Here is an 18,186-nt window from a genome sequence, read left to right as displayed (position 1 = left end):
GTATGGATGCAGCGAAGTGGTACAGCATTTGCTGCATCTTTTTATTTAAAACTACAGAGGATAAAACCCCTTATGCTGGTCAAGCCTTCATTTAAAAAAAGATTGCTACTTACAACATTATTATCTTTATCTGCGACACAGATTTTTGCATCGAATAACAGTGAACAAATCCCGATTGGTAAATTACCCGAGTGGGTCGTACCCGAATCTTATGATTTAGATTTTAAGATTGATCCCGCACAAAAAGGCTATACCGGTAAAACTACGATTCATCTAAAACTGGCTCAAGCCACAGATCACATCTGGATTCATGGTAAATCTTTGACGGTGAAAGATGTGAATATCACATCGGCAGAGGGCGTCAAAACCAAAGCAAAATATGAGCAAGCCTCTGAAGTAGATGGGGTGAGTAAAATTAAATTTGCCAAGACCTTGCCCGCAGGACAGTATCAACTTGTTCTAGATTTTAATGCAGCGTATGACCAGCAACTTGACGGTATTTATAAAATCGAGTTTGAGGGTAAACCTTATGTGATGACTCAAATGGAAGCAATTAGTGCACGCCAGTCATTTCCGTCATTTGATGAGCCACGTTTTAAAACGCCGTTTAATATTCGTTTGACGATTCCAAGCAAATATTCAGGTTTTGCCAATACCCAACAAACATCTGAGCAAGCAGATAAGTCAGGTTGGAAAACACTCAGTTTTGCACAAACTAAACCACTACCCACTTATTTACTTGCGTTGGCTGTCGGACCTTGGCAATTACAAAAAGGGCCTGATATTGGTGCAACTTCATGGCGTAAGCAGTCTATCCAGCTACGTGGTATTGCACCCGATGTAAAAGCTGAAAAAATGCAGCATGCCTTATCTGAAACGCCAGCCATTTTAAAAACTTTAGAAGATTATTTTGCCTTTGGTTATCCATTTGACAAGCTAGATTTACTGGCAGCACCAGACTTTGCCGCTGGTGCAATGGAAAACCCAGGGCTAATTACTTTTAGAGATTACTTGATGTTGCTAGATAAGGACTCGCCAGTCTCTTTTGTACAGAATTCATTTAATGTCAATGCACATGAGCTGGCGCATCAATGGTTTGGTGATGTCGTCACGATGCCGTGGTGGGATGATTTATGGCTAAATGAATCTTTTGCGACATGGATGCAAAGTAAAATCACTCAAAAATTACATCCGGAATTTAATGCTGACCTAGAACGTATTGCAGATACTGCCGATGCGATGAAAAGTGATAGCTTGGTGAGTGTGCGCCGTATTCGTCAACCTATTTTAAGCAATGCCGATATTCAAACGGCTTTTGATGGCATCACTTATCAAAAAGGTGCAGCTGTTTTAAATATGTTTGAAAGCTACTTAGGTGAGGAAAAATTCAAACAAGGGGTACGCAATTATATTAATAAGCACCAATATGGTAATGCGACAGCCAATGATTTAATTAGCGCTTTAGCAGAGCAGTCTGGACAAGGTGAGCGTTTTGCCAGAGCGATGAAAAGTTTCCTTGATCAACCTGGTGTGCCTTTAATTAACACCGCATTACAGCAAGAAGGCAATAAAGTCTTTTTAAATGTGAAGCAAAGCCGTTACTTACCTGTGGGTTCAAAAGGTGATGCAAGAAGCCTGTGGGGTGTACCTTTATGTGTACGTTATGAAGTTCCAAATGCAGGTAGTAAAGTGCAATGTGAATTGGTAGATCAAGCAGAAGCCAAGATTGAACTCAAAGGTGCTAGCCTTGGCAGTTGGTATATTCCAAATGCAGATGCGGCAGGATATTACCAATTTAGTTTGCCACAAAAAGAGTTTACTCGTCTGACTGCTGCTACAGAAAAGCTTTCTAATACTGAACAGTTGGCCTACGCCTACGCGATTTCAGCTGCTTTTAACCACGGTGATATTAATTTATTGGCTGTCGTAGATGCTGCGAAGAAATTTGCCAATTCAAATAGCCGACAAATTAGTACAGCGCTGTTTTCCCAGTTAAGTACGATTTATCGTCATGTATTGAAAACAGAAGCTGAACGTGAACATTTTAGAAAAGTCTTAGCTAATTTATATTTACCTAAATTAAATCAGTTGGGTTATGTCAGCAAAACAGGTGAACCAGCTGAAGACAGTTTATGGCGTAGTGAGTTGGTTAGATTTCTTGCTTTAGATATTCAAGTTTCAGAAGTTCGTACACAACTGTTAAAACAGTCAGATACTCTCTTTGCTCAAAAGCAGCTTAATTTTGCGCAAGTAACACCTGAATTATTGCCAACCATTTTAGCAGTACGTGTACAAGAAAAAGGTCAACCAGCTTTTGACCGATTGTCTGGAGAGTTACAACGCGTGACTCAACCGACACAACGTCTTGCAATACTTACCGCTTTAGGTTCAGCAAACCAAGACGCAACGCGCCAACAAGCCCGTCAGTTGATTTTAAACCCGCGTGTTAAAGTCGGTGAAGTTCGTACCGTGGTCAACTCAATCAATAATTATGGAGATGAACAAGGTGGCTTATGGTCTTGGTTTAAGGTAAATCATGACGCTGTGTTTGATCGTTTAGGTAAATCTTCAGCTGGGCGTTTCCCTGCAATGTTTAGTGGGGCAGCATGTACCCAACAACAAGCGGCGCAGTTAAATGACTTTTTTGCACCACGAACTAAAGAATTGGTCGGGGTGGAAAGAGGATTGAAACAGACCAAAGAGCGAATTCAACTCTGCGAATCTTTGGTGGCAAAACAAGATGGATCGATTGTGCAGCAGTTAAAGTTGTAATTGATTCAGCCATAAAAAAAGCCAACTGATCTTAGTTGGCTTTTTTATTAAGGATTCTTATCAAATTACTTTTAAAACAATCTATTTACGGCTGCCTTATGCATATATATCTAAAAAGTTTTTAAAGATTTGATGGCCATGTTGACTCAAGATCGACTCGGGATGGAATTGCACGCCTTCAACAGGAAGTGTCTTATGTTTAACACCCATGATTTCTTCCATTGAGCCATCTGCTTCATTAGTCCAGCACGTTACTTCAAGACAGTCAGGTAGTGTTTGCTGATCAATCACTAATGAATGATAACGAGTTGCCGAGAAAGGGCTAGGAAGATTACTGAAAATACCTTTATTGCTATGGTACATGTCAGATAAACGTCCATGCATTACCGTTTTGGCTCTTACAATTTTTCCGCCAAAAGCTTGCCCAATACTTTGATGCCCTAAACACACGCCAAGCAAAGGAATTTTTCCTGCAAAGTGGTTAATTGCAGGAATTGAAATACCAGCTTCACTTGGAGAGCAAGGGCCAGGACCAATCACGAGATATTTAGGTTGCCATCGTTCAATATCCTCTAATGTGACTTGATCATTGCGAACTACTTTTACTTCCTGATTCAACTCGCCAAAGTATTGGACGATGTTGTAGGTAAAAGAGTCGTAATTGTCGATCATTAGAAGCATGATGAACTTAACCTCATAATAATTAATATATATTTAATAAGTGATTAGAGTGGTTACTCACATTAATACTCACTTTTTAGAAAGAACATTTATTGATTAAAAAATAAAAAGCCACTTTCTAAGCGGCTAATATAACAAAAAAAGAAGTAACCAGTTTAACTATTTCATTCGTTAGAAATTTGCAGAAAAAAAGACTTTGAGAGGTGAGCCTTTTTGAGATGATATATAAGTACAATTAAGGCAGAATAAGCTTTTCTTAAAAATAAAAAACTATTCTGCCTTGGTCATACAAGAAGATTAAATCTTACGTGTGTTATAGATCAGCCAATCTAAAACATCGCCAGATAAATGTTCGGCCAGTCTTTCTTGAACAGTTTGATGGTAACCATTTAACCAGTCTTTCTCTTCATTCGTTAGCATGTCAACGATGATACAATCTAAATGAATCGGGCAAAGGGTTAGCGTTTCAAATTCTAAGAAATCGCCGTAGGTTTTCTCAAACCCTGAGTGAAGTCTGTTTGCAACCAGATTTTCAATACGAATGCCGTATTGTCCTTCATGGTATAAGCCCGGTTCATTAGAGAGAATCATTCCTTCACGCAACTTACTATAGGCATGTATAGGCGCGTAATAAGAAAGAACTTGCGGACCTTCATGAACGTTAAGTGCAAAGCCTACACCGTGACCTGTGCCATGGCGATAATCTAAACCATATTGCCATAAAGTATGGCGACAAATTGAATCGAGTAGTGGTGCAGCTAAACCTTCTGGATAAATCGTTTTTGCCAAAGCAATGTGACATTTTAAAACCAGAGTATAGTCACGTTTTTGTTGCTCTGTTGGCGTTCCTACAGGAACAACACGGGTAATATCCGTTGTTCCATCAACATACTGCCCGCCAGAGTCAATCAGTAATAGGCCATCGCCTTCAATAAATGAATAGTGCTCTTCAGTTGCACGGTAGTGAGGTAAAGCACCATTAGCATTAAAGCCAGCAATCGTTGAAAAACTTGGGCCTATAAATCCGTTTTGCTCAGCACGGCAAGCTGTAATCTTCTCATCAATAGTGAGTTCTGAAATGCTTTCACCATGATGAAGGGCTTTCTCTAACCAGTGAAAAAAGTGGCAAAGCGCGACTCCATCTTTAACCATTGCGTGACGGATATGCGCAATTTCGCTTTCATGCTTACGCGATTTAAAAAGTGTACTTGGGTTGATGTCGTAGACAACCTGAATATCTTTTGCGATAGCCTGTTCATGAAAAATCGAGACTTTGGCTGGATCTAAAAGTACCGAGGTATCAGAAATATTCGATAAAAACTTAGCTGTATCTTCGTAGTCACGAATCTCAATGTCATCAGCTTTGAAAGCTTGTTGAGAGGTTGAATCAACTTTGTTGCTATCAATGAATAAAACAGCCTGTTGAGTACTGATATACAAATGTGAAAGGAATACAGGGTTATACTCTACATCTTGTCCACGTGCATTTAAGACCCATGCAATATCATCTAAAGATGAAATAAAATGACCCGCAATATTCTTGTTAGCTAAGCTCTCGCGAATTGCCTGAATTTTTTCTTTACGAGAGAGGGCATTTAACCCTTCAGGCATCAAATGGATTTTTTCTGATGGAAGTTCTGGACGGTCTACCCAAATCTCTCCAACTAAATCTTGCTGGGTTTCAAGTTTATAGTGATTAAGTCGTGCAGTATGTTCGAGCGCCTTAAATTGTTGAATGGATAATGTTTGGCCATTTACTGAAATGACCGAACCAGTTGGTAAATTTTTCTCAATCCAAGCGAGATGTGTTGAAGTTTCATCACTGGTTAGTTTTTGTAATTGAAAGCCAGTTTCAGCGAGTTGTTGCTCGGCTTGTACCCAATAGCGACCATCCGCCCAGAGACCAGCAAAGTTTTGGGTCACGACGAGTGTACCAACCGAACCACTAAAACCGCTTAACCACTGCCTTGCTTTCCAGTAGTCTGGTAAATATTCTGACATATGTGGATCGGCACTCATCACAATCAAAGCATCAATATGCTGATTGCGCATGAGTTGACGAAGTTTCTCAAGTTTTTCTGGAACAGTTAAAACGCTCATATAGTTTCCAACTCAGGTTGAACTTTACTGGTACTTTTGTTCATTAATCTATTAATAGGTTTCTTTAATAAAAATAACACGATTGCACCAACGACTAATGCCAAAACGCATCGCATAAAGAGATTCGGTAAATGATCAATATTATCTGCTGATACATGCCCGCCAATAAGACCAGCGATGAGATTACCTAAAGCTGTGCCAGTAAACCATAGCCCCATAATTTGACCGCGTATGACATCAGGTGCAAGTTTAGTCATGGTTGATAGCCCAATTGGGCTTAAACAAAGTTCTCCTATGGTAAGTAAAAATAAAGTTCCTACTAACCAAAATGGTGAAACTAGCCCGCCAGCAATTGCGAAACGACTAGCAAAAGACATAACAAGAAAGCCACCTGCTGCGAATAACAATGCAATAATAAATTTGCTGATATAGCTTGGGTCTTTATTTGATTTACCTAGTCTTGCCCAAAGCCATGCTGCAACTGGGGCAAAAATAATAATAAATAGGGCATTAATTGATTCAAACCATACAGTTGGAATCTCAAATCCAAAAAACATACGATCTGTATAGTCTTGTGCAAATAAAGTAAAAGTTGTGGGCTTTTGTTCAAAAGCTGACCAGAATAGGGCAGAGGCTGCTAATAAAACAAAACAAATAATAATTTTAAATTTGTCATGCTGCTCTAAATTCAAGAAAAGTAATAAATAAGCAAAGTAAGCAATAATGCCGATGCCAATCCCAACTGTTAAATAAGTTGCTACCGCGACCGGATTAATATGAATGACACCAAATAAGGTAAGCGTAATAATGACTGCAACTGCAAATAAAAAGCTAAATACAATTTTAGGCGCATTTTTATTTTCTACGACAGGTTTATTCCAATTGTCATTTTCTTGACGTAACTCATTAAAAGTTTGTAACTGAGGAACAGCCAATACACGAAAAATAAGTAATGCAACTAACATCCCAAGGCCACCAATTCCAAAACCTAAGTGCCAGTTATGATCACGTGCTAATAAGCCTGTAAGAAGAGGAGCAATAAAAGAACCTAAATTAATCCCCATGTAAAAAATGGAAAAACCAGCATCGCGCCTACTATCTTGAGCTTTATATAACGTTCCGACAATCACTGAAATACAGGTTTTAAATAATCCGGTACCTAAAACAATAAGGACTAAACCGAAATAAAAAAAGAATTGATCAAAAATGGTAGTGAGAGCAATAGATAAATGACCTAGTGCTATAATAATAGAACCATACCAGACCGATCGTGCCTGACCTAACCAGTTATCGGCAATCCAGCCACCAAAAACAGTCATTAAATACATAGATCCAGCGAATAACCCAACAATTGCGGCTGCAGTTGGACGGTCAAGACCTAAACCACCGTCATTAACCATTGCAATCATATAAAGAACGAGTAAAGGCCGAATACCATAATAAGAAAATCTTTCCCAAAGCTCTGTAAAAAATAAAGTTTTTAATGGTTTTGGATGGCCGAAAAAAGCTCTGTCATATTGTTCGAGTTCATGCTTCATTTCAAATCCTTTGAACATATTTGTAGTTTAGATAAAACAAAACTTTTAGTTTGTTTAATTATAAAAAAAAGTTATGTTTTATTTTTTAGATTTTTTAAAATGAAAAAGCAAGTTGGTCATGTATAAAAAAGGTATATAACAAATGGTAAAAAATTAGAAAGTTGAAATTATCAGTCGAAAAGATTCCTCTTGGTGCACCAAAGCTGATCAGGCTAGCCCTAGCGTAAAACTACGATGAGAAAAATTAAATTAGCACTTTAAAATCTCAACCTTTCTATGGATGGGCAGTGAAGAGTGGTAATTGATATTATTTAAAAAAATTGTGTAGAGTTACTTAGAAATCGTATTTATGTTCAAACTTTTTTGGCAAGGGCATATTGTAGATAACATCGTCTAATTTAGAGATTAATAGTTCTATCGGGAATAGATTATTATTTTTAAGGATTACAGTAAGAAAGTCAGATTTCTATATAAGAAAGTATTATGATCACAAATTACTGTTAGATATTGATGCGGTGATTCATATTAGCGCAACAATTTTGCACTAAATTAGGGCGATTGCGAGCTATTCTTGTATGCCATAATTTGAAAATGTCTGAATATGGTGCATTTAACTATGCAAACAGTATAATGGGTTCAAGACAAGGGGCCTAAATCATGGATAGTTATAAGCAATTCAATGTTTTAGGTAAGTCTTATAAAGTTGGTATGAGAATTGCTATATAAATACCAGCAACTATCACGCACTTAACAAGTGCAACAAAATTTCATTGGAGCAAAATGAGCATGGCGAACAAGGTCCTTCAACTCATACAAGAAAGTGGCGCAAAATGGGTCGATTTTCGCTTTACTGATACTAAGGGTAAAGAACAGCACGTAACTTACCCAGCTGATTCTATTGATGAAGATACTTTTGAAGACGGTAAAATGTTTGATGGTTCTTCAATCGCTGGTTGGAAAGGCATTGAAGCATCTGACATGATTTTACGTCCAGATGCGGAAACTGGTTTTATCGACCCGTTCTTTGCTGAACCAACTGTAGTTGTGACTTGTGACGTTATTGAACCTTCAACTGGTCAAGGTTATGAGCGTGACCCACGTTCGATTGCTCGCCGTGCAGAAGAATACTTAAAATCTACAGGTATCGGTGATACTGCATTCTTTGGTCCAGAACCAGAATTCTTTGTATTTGACGAAGTGAAGTGGGACATCGATATGTCTGGCGCTCGTCATACATTAATCGCTGAAGAAGCTGCTTGGTCTACTGGTAAAGACTACGAGTCTGGTAACTCTGGTCACCGTCCACGTGTTAAAGGCGGTTACTTCCCAGTTCCTCCAGTTGATTCTTCACAAGATATGCGTGCAGAAATGTGTGCAAAAATCGAAGACATCATGGGTCCAGGTCGTGTAGAAGTACATCACCACGAAGTTGCTTCTTGCCAGTTAGAAATTGGTGTGAGCTTCAATACACTTGTACGTAAAGCTGACGAAGTTCAACAGTTCAAATATGCTGTTTGGAACGTTGCACATCAATATGCAAAAACTGCAACCTTTATGCCTAAACCAATGGTAGGTGATAACGGTTCTGGTATGCACGTTCACATGTCTATCTCTAAAGATGGCAAGAACTTGTTTGCTGGTGATGAATATGCAGGCCTTTCAGAAATGGCGTTGTACTTCATCGGTGGTATCATCAAGCACGCTCGTGCATTGAATGCAATCACAAACCCATCTACAAACTCATACAAGCGTTTGGTTCCTCACTTCGAAGCACCAATTATGCTTGCTTACTCAGCGCGTAACCGTTCTGCTTCTATCCGTATTCCATACGTTTCTAGCCCTAAAGGTAAGCGTATCGAAGCTCGTTTCCCAGACCCAATGATGAATCCGTACTTAGGTTTCGCTGCATTGTTAATGGCTGGTATCGACGGTATCCAAAACAAGATCCATCCGGGCGAAGCTGCTGATAAGAACTTGTATGATCTTCCTCCAGAAGAAGAAGCAAAAATCCCAACAGTTGCTCATAGCCTAGATATGGCTCTTGAAGCACTTCAAGCAGATCACGAATTCTTATTAAAAGGCGGCGTGTTCACTAAAGAAATGCTTGATGCATACATCGAACTTAAAACTGAAGATGTACGTCGTCTTAACACGACTACTCACCCAGTTGAATTCGATATGTACTACAGCTTGTAATACATATTTCGTAAAAAAGCCTGCTTATGCAGGCTTTTTTATTGCTTAGAATGTTGATTGAATTCTCTACGTTTTTTATCAAAAAATTGGGGTAAACTAGGTGCGAGTTTTCATGTGAGCAGATTATGCGTAAACGACAACCAGTACTTAAACAGGAAAAGACTTTAAATCCTGAGTTGAAAACATGGTTGTATGCGTCTGGTTCTCTGACTCAACAACTCACTGAGCTTGGTGGTGGCCAGTTCAGCGTGAAGCCTTTTAAAGAACACTTTCAGCGTTTAACTTTGGCAGATAGTCAATGGATGAACATGCCTCATGCTCATACTTCATGGGTAAGGGAAACCTATTTATATGGTTGTGAAGCAAAACCATGGGTGAAAGCAAAAAGTATTTTTCCAATTCAAAGCTTACAAAAAAGAGCGCGTATATTTCAGCACATCGGTTCTAAACCGATTGGCTTTTTCCTATTTCAAAGAACAACTCCGCTTTGTGACCGTCGTGTCATTCGTTTGTCAGAAGGCTGGACGCGACAAAGTTGCTATACTTGGCATGGATGTAAATTTATCGTCCAAGAAACATTCTTACCGGCTTTTGAAGCTTTTTTAAATCAGCAGCACGACAAGGAATTACTATGACGACTGCAACAGGTACAACATGGCGTCAGCGTTTAGAGGCTTATTATTATCTATGTCGATTTGATAAGCCTGTTGGAACAGAACTGGTGTTTTGGCCAACCATGTGGGCACTTTGGATTGCAGCAGAGGGAATGCCACCTCTACATATTCTTTTGGCGATGGTATTAGGTACAATTTTTATGCGTGCCGCTGGCTGTGCAATTAATGATTTTGCTGATCGTAAAGTAGATGGACATGTAGAGCGTACAAAAACACGCCCTTTGGCAACAGGGGTAATTAGTCCAAGAGAAGCGGTGTATGTATTTTTAGCATTAGTATTTGCCAGTGCTTGTACATTGTTCTTTTTACCTATCGCGACGTTCTACTGTGCATTAGGGGGCCTAGCGTTAGCATTTATATATCCTTTTATGAAACGTTATACCCATTTACCGCAAGTAGTGTTAGGTATGGCATTTTCTTGGGGGATTCCAATGTCATTTACTGCAATGGGTAAGCCTTTAGATATAACGTGTTGGCTAATTTATTTTGGTAATTTGGCATGGACAGTGGCTTTTGACACTCAATATGCAATTACTGACCGTGAATATGATTTAAAAATTGGTGTGAAATCTACAGCTATTCTTTTTGGCCGATATGACATCCAGATTATTGCACTCTTACAGGCAACCAGTCTTGTTTTGATTGGTACTGCATTATATTTAGAAAATATTTTATTCCCATGGGCGATCATCGCTTTAGTGATTGTAGCATTCGATTTTATATATCAAACAATTAAAACCAAAGACCGCAACCCTCAAGTCTGCTTTTGGGCATTCCGTCACAATCGTTGGGTTGGATTAATCATTTTTCTAGGAATATTTTTAAATTTCATATAGTAAAAATGACCGTGAGGTTGAAAAGTGTTCTATGCAGAGCACTTTTTTTATGTCTTAATATTTGTGCATAAAAAATATGCGGAATAAATAACACATAAAAAGGATATTCTATGAAACGGTCAAAAATTGCTTTAGCTATAACATTATCAATTTCAGCACTATTTCTTACAGCGTGTAATGACGATGATGATGACTACACAGGGATAGACACAAATAAAGCTTATGTCTCAGAAAGTAATTACGCAATTGATAAAGTTGATAATGCTTCAACGATCAAAGTAATGACTTATAACATGGCAAATGTTCAAGGAAAAACAGCAACTGCTACAGCAATGGTATTGTTTCCAAAAGCAATACAACCGAAAGATGGTTATCGTGTAGTGGTATGGGAACATGGAACTGTTGGGGTGGGTGATGGTTGTGCGCCAAGCAAAAATGCTATTAATCCTCGATTTAAAATCCTTGCTGAGTCTTTATTAGCAGCAGGTTATGTGATTGTGGCACCAGATTATGAGGGGTTAGGCACACCAGGGGTGCATCCGTACTTAAACTTATCTAGCGAAGCAAAATCAGCGTTAGCTGCAGTTAAAGCAGTAAAAGAGCATTATGGTGCTCAGTTAAAAGGTGATTGGATGTCAATTGGTCAGTCTCAAGGTGGCCATGCATCATTGGGTACTGCTGAGTTTGCTAATACGGATGTAAGTTATAAAGGTGCTGTAGCTGGAGCACCTGCATCAAGCTTAGGAACAATTATTCAGATTTATATTGATCCTGAAATGAATCAAGACAGTAATTTTGCAGTTAGTAAGCTAGATCAAGCGATTATAGCGCGTAGACAAATTGATGCAGCGATAGCAGCAGGTCAAATGTCTCCAAATGATCCACTAGCACTTGCTGTACCTACAATTGATAAAACTGCAGAAGGATATGCCGAATTATTAGCATATGCAGCATTCGCAAGTGCAGGGATTAAAGCACAGCAACCAGACTATGACTTGAAGGCAATTTTTACATCGGGAGCAGCTGACATTGCAGAATTGGCTTATGGTCGTACAGGGGATGATGGTGCATGTCTAAGTTATCCTACACCTGATAGTGCGAATGGCTTGCAAGAGAAATTTAAAGCAGGAATCTTAGCTTTCTTGGCCGACCCTACACATCAAATTACCCAGTATGGTATTGATCTAAATAAATTTAAAGCAGATCAAGTCGTTCAAAACTTTTTGACAGCAACTCAGCCTGCAACAAATGCTACTGCTGAGAAAGTTATTAAAACACCGGTATTTATTATTCAAGGCAAAAAAGATCAAGCGGTATTGCCTGTGGTGACGCAAGGCTTATTCGCGAATATGAAAGCGAATGCTTTGAAGTTTTTCCCTCAAGCAGCCTACGATCAAGGCTATAAGCTAACCATTGTACCGAATGCGACCCATACTCAAGCAATCATATGTCAAAATGCCAATGCTGTAGATTTCATTCAAGCTAAAATGTCAGCGGGTACAGGTATTGTATTAACTGATGCACAGAAAGATGCCAGCCAAAGTCCACACTGCACAGGTAAATTCTAAGATTTATTTGTTGAATTAGAAAATAGCTTTAAAAAAGAGCCACTTTATAGTGGCTCTTTTTGTTATATTGTTACGCATTCTGAAATCGATACTATTTGAGTTTGAAGAACTTATGAGCCAGCAACCTGTTGAAAAAAAATCTGTTCCTTGGTTATTAATGGGATTAGGTTTACTTATTCCTTTTCTGATTATTGGAATACTTTTCTTGGCTGCAAAAAGTGATGCTAAGAATAAAAAACAATATGAACAGCAGCGTTTAGAGATGGCAAAAAGAATAGCTGAGAAAGAAGCTGCAAACTCTGAAACAAAATAGCTTGTTAATGAATATCCTTTTGTAATTGGCGTACAGTAGGAATATTTGTGTAACGCTTTACAAGGTAGCCTGCTTCAGTGAGCATTTGATCACGAATACGGTCTTCTTCTACTTTTTCAAGATGGGTAGGGTCATCTAGCTCAATAATGGCCATGACTTCCATCTTGTCGTTGAGCACCACAAAGTCAGTAACTTTACGATTGAACTGACTACGAATTTTATAGTCATTACTGGTAATTAAAGCGCTAAAAGCCACTTGTGCTAACACATGATAATTGGGAAAACTTTGTTTTAAGCGTATAAACATTTGAGTTTCAAAGTTTGTAATGACAGGGCGAGCAAAGAATTTTTGTTTTGGAAATAAATAAGGGCGTAAACAAACAAGAAGAAAAATACAGGTACTTACGCAACCTAAAACAATAAAAAATAAGTGACTCGATTCGAACATGTGAAGGCATCATACAAATAAAAACCCACTCATGATGAGTGGGTTTTTAAGAATCTTGGCTCTCCCACCTGGGCTCGAACCAGGGACCTGCGGATTAACAGTCCGTCGCTCTACCGACTGAGCTATGGGAGAATCTGGAAAAGGATTTTAGGCAGGAAAGAGGGCTGGGTCAAGCCTTAATAGCAGAATTAGAGAGAATATCTTGTCGTTTGGTTTAAAAATACTCGAAACATTGATTTTATTCAAAATAATGAAAAATTATTAAATCTTAGAAAAGAAAAAACCCGCAATAAATGCGGGCTTTTAGAATCTTGGCTCTCCCACCTGGGCTCGAACCAGGGACCTGCGGATTAACAGTCCGTCGCTCTACCGACTGAGCTATGGGAGAATCTGGAAAAGGATTTTAGGCAGGAAAGAGGGCTGGGTCAAGCCTTAATAGCAGAATTAGAGAGAATATCTTGTCGTTTGGTTTAAAAATACTCGAAACATTGATTTTATTCAAAATAATGAAAAATTATTAAATCTTAGAAAAGAAAAAACCCGCAATAAATGCGGGCTTTTAGAATCTTGGCTCTCCCACCTGGGCTCGAACCAGGGACCTGCGGATTAACAGTCCGTCGCTCTACCGACTGAGCTATGGGAGATTAGTAGATGGCTCTCCAACCTGGGCTCGAACCAGGGACCTGCGGATTAACAGTCCGTCGCTCTACCGACTGAGCTATTGGAGAATCTGATGCGCATTTTATGGATGAAATCTAAAAGCGTCAATAAGAATATTAAAGAAAATGAATCGTTTGCTTGATTAATATGCTTTTGTTGTATTAAAAATAAAAAAACCACCCAAAATAGGGTGGTTTTTTATAAAGAAATAAAATTATTTCTCTACGCCAGCTGGTTGACCTGCAAGTTTTGCATTTGCATAGTCCCAGTTCACAAGGCTTTCTAAGAAAGTTGCGATGTATTTAGGACGTAAGTTACGGAAATCGATGTAGTAAGCATGTTCCCATACGTCAATTGTTAAAACAGCAATTTGACCATGTGCAAGTGGAGTGTCTGCATTAGAAGTTTTAGTAATAGATAATTTACCATTTACTTCATCAGCAACTAACCAAGCCCAACCTGAACCAAATTGAGTTGTTGCAGCAGCAGTAAATTCTTCTGCAAACTTTTCGTAGCTACCAAAAGCTTCATCAATTTTAGCAGCGATTGCGCCAGTAGGTTTACCACCACCATTTGGCTTCATGCTGTTCCAGTAGAAAGTGTGGTTCCAAACTTGAGCAGCATTGTTGAAAATACCAGCTTTAGATGCATCACCAGCAGTCGCTTTAATGATTTCTTCTAAAGTTTTACCTTCAAGGTCAGTCCCTTTGATTAAGTTGTTTAAGTTAACAACATAGGTATTGTGGTGTTTATCGTGATGGTATTCTAAAGTTTCTTTACTAATATGTGGCGCTAAATCATCATAGCCATATGGAAGTGCAGGTAAAGTAATGGTTGTCATGTTCCTATTCCTTGCATTTGCTGGGTTATACAATTAAGTGGCTCTATTGTAAATGATTCTGGTAACAATAGGGCATCGTTTTAAAGAACTATACACAATAAAGATCTAATTAATACGCATAACACAGATTGAAAAAAAGACTTAATTAAATCGGATTATTCAATTCAAAATATTCAGCCTCAATTGAAAACTGTTTTGAGATCGCTTGTGCCAAACGCTGAACTCCATAACGCTCAGTAGCATGGTGACCACAGGCGAAATAGTGAACCCCTAATTCTTTTGCTTCATAAAAAGTTCGTTCACTGACTTCACCTGAAATATAAGCATCACAATTTTGCAAAGCAGCTTTAGCAATAAAATCTTGAGCGCCGCCTGTACAGAAGCCTACTTTTTGAATGCTTTGCTTTTCTGCTGGTAAATGAATCACTTTAAAATCAAAACTGTTTTGAAGCTGTGCTTTAAACTCATCTACAGAAACTGCTTGCTCTAAATAACCAATATTACCAATCGGATGTTTCTCGGTTAAATCGAGTGGTTCTAAATTCTTCAAGTTTAGTTTTTCTGCAATCGCTACATTGTTGCCCAAAGTTAGGTGTGCATCTAAAGGTAGATGATAAGCGACTAATGAAATATTATTTTGAATGAGTTTTTTAATGCGGTTGCCTCGCATTCCAGTAATTGGATACGGTTCACCCTTCCAAAAATAACCATGATGTACGAGTAATAAATCTGCATTTTGAGCAATTGTTGCATCAATCGCATCTTCGGAAGCAGTAACCGCACAAACGATACGTTTTACTTCAGTTGAACCTTCAATTTGCAGGCCATTTGGTGCGTAATCTTTAAATTCTGCCGCTTTTAAGGTTTGGTCGCACCACTGAATAATTTCATGCAAATTTGCCATGATATTTCCTGAATTGAGTAGTAAATAATTGCTAAAGCTATAGAAACATATTTTGTTGTGTAACTAAAGCTAGACAAATCTTTTTTGACTTTTTTATGTATATCGACATATTTAATTTAAAATGCTTAACTGAAAACTCTTTTTGTTCAATATATTAATTTAATTAAAAACTTCTTTGCGTAGAGGATATGAACGTGCGCCGCACCTTTACATGGTTACCTTGGGTGTTACTTATTATTGTAATTGCCAGTTTTATTGCATGGCAAAAATACCATCAGCCGAAACCAACTGTTGCAGTTGATGGGGTGCAAATGCCTGCTGAGAAAGTTGAACCACTCGTTGATACTTCGCGAGCGGGCGGGGTGGTATCTTATAGCGCTGCAGTAAAAGTTGCAGCGCCAGCAGTTGTTAATATTTTTACGACCCAGAAAGTTAAACAAAATCATCCATTATTAAGTGATCCGGTCTTCCGTGAGTTTTTTGGAAATCAGGTTCCTGAACAACAACAGCAAAATGAAAATAGCTTAGGCTCTGGGGTTATTGTACGAGCTGATGGTTATATTTTGACGAATAATCATGTGATTGCTCAAGCTGATCAGATTGTAGTTGCATTACATGACGGCCGTCGTGCAGAAGCAACGATTGTTGGAACTGACCCAGATACCGATTTGGCTGTAATTAAAATCGACTTAGATAAATTACCGGTATTGCCATTTAAACTGAGTGGTAATGAAGTAGGTGACGTGGTCTTAGCAATTGGTAACCCATTTGGCGTAGGCCAAACGGTAACTCAAGGTATTATTTCTGCGACTGAACGCTCTGATTTAGGCATTAATACCTATGAAGACTTCATTCAAACAGACGCCGCAATTAACCCAGGTAACTCTGGTGGAGCATTAATTGATGTGGCTGGGAATTTAATCGGGGTAAATACTGCTATTTTCTCTCAGTCAGGTGGTTCTTTAGGAATTGGTTTTGCAATTCCTGCTAAAGTTTGTCAACAAGTACTAAACTCAATTTTGAAAGATGGCCGTGTAGTTCGTGGATGGTTAGGGATTAGTTTAGTGCCACCTACACAAGAAGATGTATTGGCACCAAAACAGCAAATTGGGGTTGTGGTTGCAGATGTCTTGAAAAATGGTCCAGCTGCCTCAGCAGGTATTAAGATTGGTGATAAAATTATTCAGGTGAATAATCAACAAATCACTTCAGCATCTCATTTGATTAATTACGTTGCATTACAAGCACCTAACAGTGAAATTAATGTAATGGTCGAGCGAGATGGGAAGCAACAAAACTTTGTGGTGACAGTAGGGGAAAGAAAAAACCAAAATACTCAATCACAATTTATACCGCTGCCTAAACAGTAAAGATAAAAAAGCCTCGTAATGAGGCTTTTTTCTTGGTGTTAATTAAGTATGAGATAGTGCTTGATGCTGATGTTTGAACTCAGTTAAAGCATCAATACGGTACTGAATGAGCATTTCACCAATCTCAGCACCTTTAATGTTTTCAGGTAAATCCTGAACTTTAATAGAGCGAACGATTTGCATCGCATCCAACATGTATTGAGCTTGTGGATAAGGTCGGTCTTCTAAACCTAATCTTCCTTTAGCATCACATTCACATGCTTGTACAAAAGCTTCAACTCTCTCAGGACGACGTAATACATCTAGACGCTGTAATAGACGCCATACAGTTCCTGGTTTTAACGACATAATTTGATGACATTTTAGATGTTCTTTACACACTGATAATGCCAACTGTCTAGTTTGAGTTGGAACTTTTAAACGTTCACATAACTCGGTAACAGGTTTTACTCCACGTTCTTCATGCATGATGTGGCGAGGAAGTTCGTTAGCTGGAGTCAATGCTTTACCCAAATCATGTACTAAAACAGCAAATCGAACATCAAGTGAATAGTTTGATTTACAAGCTTGCTGTAATGACATTAAGGTATGTATGCCGCAGTCCACTTCTGGATGATATTCAGGGCGCTGTGGTACACCAAATAATGCGTCAATTTCAGGGAAAAGATGTTTCAACGCCCCACAGTCACGCAATGTCTGAAAATAAACGTCCGCATGATCTTCTAAAAGTGCGCGAGAAGTCTCTTTCCACACACGCTCTGGTGTTAAGGCATCAAGCTCACCTGACTCAGCCATAGTTTGCATAAGCTGCATTGTCTCTGGCGCAATCTGAAAACCATATGAAGAATAGCGAGCCGCAAAACGTGCAACACGTAAAACACGTAAAGGATCTTCAGCAAAAGCTTCTGAAACATGACGCAAAGTTTTATTTTCTAAATCTGTTTGACCGCCATATGGGTCATATAGTTTGCCATCCTGATCCATTGCTATGGCATTGATGGTTAAATCACGGCGGATTAAATCTTCTTCTAAACTTACTGTGCTATCGGTAAAAAATTGAAAGCCGTGGTAGCCTTTACCAGATTTTCTTTCAGTACGTGCAAGTGCATATTCTTCTTTCGTTTCAGGATGAAGAAACACAGGAAAATCTTTGCCTACAGGTTGAAAACCTTGGGCGAGCATGTGTTCCGGCGTTGCACCGACAACAACATAATCTTTTTCTTGATAGGGATGCCCAAGTAAAAAATCACGGACGGCACCGCCTACTAAATACACTTGCATGAAA

At 38.7% G+C, this 18,186-nt stretch carries 14 protein-coding genes and 4 tRNA genes; 7 read left to right on the top strand and 11 right to left on the bottom strand.

The features are described 5' to 3' along the window. Positions 1-6: 6 nt before the first annotated feature. Positions 7-2,772: a M1 family metallopeptidase gene (locus AW165_RS01400; RefSeq protein WP_081410486.1), complete on the top strand. Its 2,766-nt coding sequence runs from the start codon at positions 7-9 to the stop codon at positions 2,770-2,772. A 96-nt stretch (positions 2,773-2,868) separates the two neighbouring features. Here the strand turns inward: AW165_RS01400 and AW165_RS01395 are convergent, their stop codons facing one another. The 3 genes from AW165_RS01395 to AW165_RS01385 form a co-directional block, all read right to left on the bottom strand. Beyond that, on the bottom strand, positions 2,869-3,453 hold the full coding sequence (locus AW165_RS01395; RefSeq protein ID WP_000925676.1) for an anthranilate synthase component II: 585 nt from the start codon (positions 3,451-3,453) through the stop codon (positions 2,869-2,871). Positions 3,454-3,750: 297 nt separating this feature from the next. Continuing rightward, a complete protein-coding gene (locus AW165_RS01390) occupies positions 3,751-5,553 on the bottom strand; it encodes an aminopeptidase P family protein (RefSeq protein WP_060464764.1) in 1,803 nt (600 codons plus the stop codon). Continuing rightward, the gene (locus AW165_RS01385) at positions 5,550-7,109 is read right to left on the bottom strand and encodes a peptide MFS transporter (protein ID WP_081410485.1); all 1,560 of its coding nucleotides are present in this window, start codon (positions 7,107-7,109) and stop codon (positions 5,550-5,552) included. The genes AW165_RS01390 and AW165_RS01385 overlap by 4 nt, the downstream gene beginning before the upstream one ends. Positions 7,110-7,871: 762 nt before the next feature. On the opposite strand from AW165_RS01385, the gene glnA reads away from it, so the two are divergent. The 5 genes from glnA (at position 7,872) to AW165_RS01360 (ending at position 12,678) form a co-directional block, all read left to right on the top strand. Next, positions 7,872-9,287, top strand: coding sequence for a type I glutamate--ammonia ligase (gene glnA / locus AW165_RS01380; protein ID WP_002052696.1), 1,416 nt, complete (start codon positions 7,872-7,874; stop codon positions 9,285-9,287). Between the two features lie 125 nt (positions 9,288-9,412). Beyond that, complete coding sequence (locus AW165_RS01375) at positions 9,413-9,922, top strand: chorismate--pyruvate lyase family protein (protein ID WP_060464762.1); 510 nt, start codon at positions 9,413-9,415, stop codon at positions 9,920-9,922. Beyond that, a complete protein-coding gene (gene ubiA, locus AW165_RS01370; protein ID WP_060464761.1) occupies positions 9,919-10,797 on the top strand; it encodes a 4-hydroxybenzoate octaprenyltransferase in 879 nt (292 codons plus the stop codon). Before AW165_RS01375 ends, ubiA begins: the two co-directional genes overlap by 4 nt. Before the next feature lie 110 nt (positions 10,798-10,907). Continuing rightward, positions 10,908-12,365, top strand: coding sequence for an alpha/beta hydrolase family protein (locus AW165_RS01365; protein ID WP_060464760.1), 1,458 nt, complete (start codon positions 10,908-10,910; stop codon positions 12,363-12,365). A 112-nt stretch (positions 12,366-12,477) separates the two neighbouring features. Next, complete coding sequence (locus AW165_RS01360) at positions 12,478-12,678, top strand: hypothetical protein (RefSeq protein WP_031965257.1); 201 nt, start codon at positions 12,478-12,480, stop codon at positions 12,676-12,678. Between the two features lie 4 nt (positions 12,679-12,682). On the opposite strand, the gene AW165_RS01355 is transcribed toward AW165_RS01360, so the two are convergent. The 7 genes from AW165_RS01355 to AW165_RS01325 all read right to left on the bottom strand — a co-directional run bounded on the left by AW165_RS01355 (position 12,683) and on the right by AW165_RS01325 (position 15,531). Beyond that, positions 12,683-13,126, bottom strand: a complete 444-nt coding sequence (locus AW165_RS01355; protein ID WP_005068176.1) for a DUF2726 domain-containing protein — start codon at positions 13,124-13,126, stop codon at positions 12,683-12,685. Between the two features lie 56 nt (positions 13,127-13,182). Further along, positions 13,183-13,258: transfer RNA gene (locus tag AW165_RS01350), tRNA-Asn, on the bottom strand. Between the two features lie 180 nt (positions 13,259-13,438). Next, positions 13,439-13,514 (bottom strand) — tRNA-Asn (locus AW165_RS01345). A 180-nt stretch (positions 13,515-13,694) separates the two neighbouring features. Continuing rightward, positions 13,695-13,770, bottom strand: a tRNA-Asn gene (locus tag AW165_RS01340). Positions 13,771-13,778: 8 nt separating this feature from the next. After that, a tRNA-Asn gene (locus AW165_RS01335) sits at positions 13,779-13,854 on the bottom strand. A 146-nt stretch (positions 13,855-14,000) separates the two neighbouring features. Next, on the bottom strand, positions 14,001-14,627 hold the full coding sequence (locus tag AW165_RS01330) for a superoxide dismutase (RefSeq protein WP_000208083.1): 627 nt from the start codon (positions 14,625-14,627) through the stop codon (positions 14,001-14,003). Positions 14,628-14,772: 145 nt separating this feature from the next. Next, on the bottom strand, positions 14,773-15,531 hold the full coding sequence (locus tag AW165_RS01325) for a Nif3-like dinuclear metal center hexameric protein (RefSeq protein WP_017386556.1): 759 nt from the start codon (positions 15,529-15,531) through the stop codon (positions 14,773-14,775). Between the two features lie 194 nt (positions 15,532-15,725). Between AW165_RS01325 and AW165_RS01320 the strand changes: the two genes are divergently transcribed. Beyond that, on the top strand, positions 15,726-16,901 hold the full coding sequence (locus tag AW165_RS01320; RefSeq protein ID WP_005068179.1) for a S1C family serine protease: 1,176 nt from the start codon (positions 15,726-15,728) through the stop codon (positions 16,899-16,901). A 42-nt stretch (positions 16,902-16,943) separates the two neighbouring features. Here AW165_RS01320 and AW165_RS01315 read toward each other — a convergent pair whose 3' ends face one another. Continuing rightward, positions 16,944-18,182, bottom strand: a complete 1,239-nt coding sequence (locus AW165_RS01315; RefSeq protein ID WP_060464759.1) for a multifunctional CCA addition/repair protein — start codon at positions 18,180-18,182, stop codon at positions 16,944-16,946. Positions 18,183-18,186: the final 4 nt, after the last annotated feature.

Origin of the sequence: Acinetobacter sp. LMB-5 (assembly GCF_001541635.1) — a bacterium.
GTDB classification, from domain to species: domain Bacteria; phylum Pseudomonadota; class Gammaproteobacteria; order Pseudomonadales; family Moraxellaceae; genus Acinetobacter; species Acinetobacter pittii.
This window is presented reverse-complemented; position numbering and strand designations above follow the sequence as displayed.